The organism is Flavobacterium plantiphilum, from assembly GCF_046000495.1.
Lineage (GTDB): Bacteria > Bacteroidota > Bacteroidia > Flavobacteriales > Flavobacteriaceae > Flavobacterium > Flavobacterium plantiphilum.
In genome coordinates this window covers 1-1,976 of record NZ_JBELQA010000016.1, presented here as the reverse complement: position 1 = coordinate 1,976, position 1,976 = coordinate 1, and the positions used below count along the sequence as shown (strand labels likewise).

Below are 1,976 nucleotides of genomic sequence, written 5' to 3'. Positions count from 1 at the left end.
CCGCTATTATTCCCAAAACAATCTACATTGGTTTGGGAAGAAATAGATGCTGTTAAAGCTGCATTTGGTTGTGTGATGGTTACGTCTTGAGTAGTGTTACATCCATTAGCATCTTTAATGGTAATGGTATAAGAACCGGCAGTCAAACTGGCGAAAGTACCGCTTGGTAAAAAAGTAGCTCCATCAATTGCATAGGTATAAGGAGTAGTTCCATTAGCTCCAGCTACGGTTACACTACCGCTATTATTCCCAAAACAATCTACATTGGTTTGGGAAGAAATAGAAGCGGTAGGAGGAGGTGATACTGTTATTGTGGCTTGACTAGTTGCGATATTGTTTCCCGAACATAAACCTGAATTAGTGAAAACAGCTCTAAACTTAGTGGTTTGAGTTAAATTAATTCCAGTATAAGTTGTTGTTGTATTAGCTATATCAATCCAAGTTGTAAACGGACTAATTGAAGATTGCCATTTAACTATAGTAGAATTAGCCGTAATACCGGTTACTGTTAATAAAGGACTATTAGCGCCTGAGCATATTGTAGCATCGGGACCAACATCACCTTTTAAAGGAATACCAAATGTTAAAGGTGTATCAATACATCTGCTCGAACTAGCAGAATTACCACTAACAGATGCTAATTTGGTAATATTAATTATGCCGGGATTATTTGGGTCACAAATGTTAAAACCAATACTGCCAAATGGAATGTTGAATTCTAGAAAAGAGCCACCACCACTGCTACAACCAGTAGCGCTTCCATTTAAAGCGGCAAGTCCATTGTTAATAGGAAGAGGTGTTTTGGTACTTCCGTTTCCAGAGTATAAATTAAAAGTATTTGCATTAGAATTTATTTCTAAAATATATTCAGCACCAGCGACAGATAGTGAACCTCCAAAAGTGTCTGATGTTAATCCTGTTATAGTATTATTATCTGTATCTAAATATAGTCTAAAAAGAGCCGCTCCTCCGTTACCAATATTCATTCCTAGTCTTAATACCTGATTTTGTGTATCAACTTTAGCACGAATAGTTCCAATTTCACATGTAGATGATGGGCTTGGATTTAATTGTTGGCTAAATACTATTCCAGTTGCATATTCATCACCTGATATTCCAGGCCCAGGACAGTATTTACCATCAAATATGTCTTGAGCAAAAATATTTACTATATTGATAAAGCATAATAGTAAAACAAAAAAAGTGTTTCGTTTTAAATTTTGGAAAGGTAGATTTGTTTTCATATTGATTTTTATTAAACCGTTAATAATGAAATGAATTTAATCTATGAAGAGTAATGATTAACATCAAAACGATAACCATTTATTTTTTGAAAGAATGACTTGTAATAGTTGTTTAGAAATAAACTATATGTATCAAAATCGAGTATAATGAATTAATTTACTTGAAATTAATTTCATTTGGGGATCAAAATATTTATTTGTTCTATATGAACAATCTTATAATTAAATTTATGAATATTTAATTGTACAACTCTTTTTTGTCTTTGAATAACTTAAAAACTCGTTTAAATGTGTTTTTTTGGGTAGATTTAATTAAAAAAGTGATTGTTTAATACAGATTGTTATAAACTGAAAAACCTCGAATAAATCTGTATTCGAGGTTTTTAAAATTAAGTTTTTTTTTTGCTTACAGCGCTGTAATAATAAATTCGCTTCTTCTATTCATTTGATGTTCTTCTTCGGTACATTTTACATTGTCGGCACATCTGTTAACTAATTGCGTTTCGCCGTAACCTTTGCCAGTTAAACGATTTGGATTGATACCGTTTTGAATCAACCAATTAATAGTTGATTTAGCTCTTCTATCGGATAAAGCTTCGTTGTATTTGAAAGAAGCACGACTATCGGTATGCGAACGGATATCAAGTTTCATATTTGGATATTGGTTTAAAACATCTAATATTTTTTCTAAATCCAAAGCTGCTTCCGTTCTGATATTAGATTTGTCTAAGT

2 protein-coding genes are annotated in these 1,976 nt (G+C 32.3%); both read right to left on the bottom strand.

Annotated features, from left to right (window positions below; genetic code table 11):
* A partial coding sequence (locus tag ABS764_RS16200; protein WP_408082836.1) for a SprB repeat-containing protein occupies positions 1–1,244 on the bottom strand: 1,244 nt, incomplete at its 3' end.
* A 406-nt stretch (positions 1,245–1,650) separates the two neighbouring features.
* Positions 1,651–1,976: OmpA family protein (locus tag ABS764_RS16195; RefSeq protein ID WP_408082835.1), on the bottom strand; the 326-nt coding region annotated here is incomplete at its 5' end.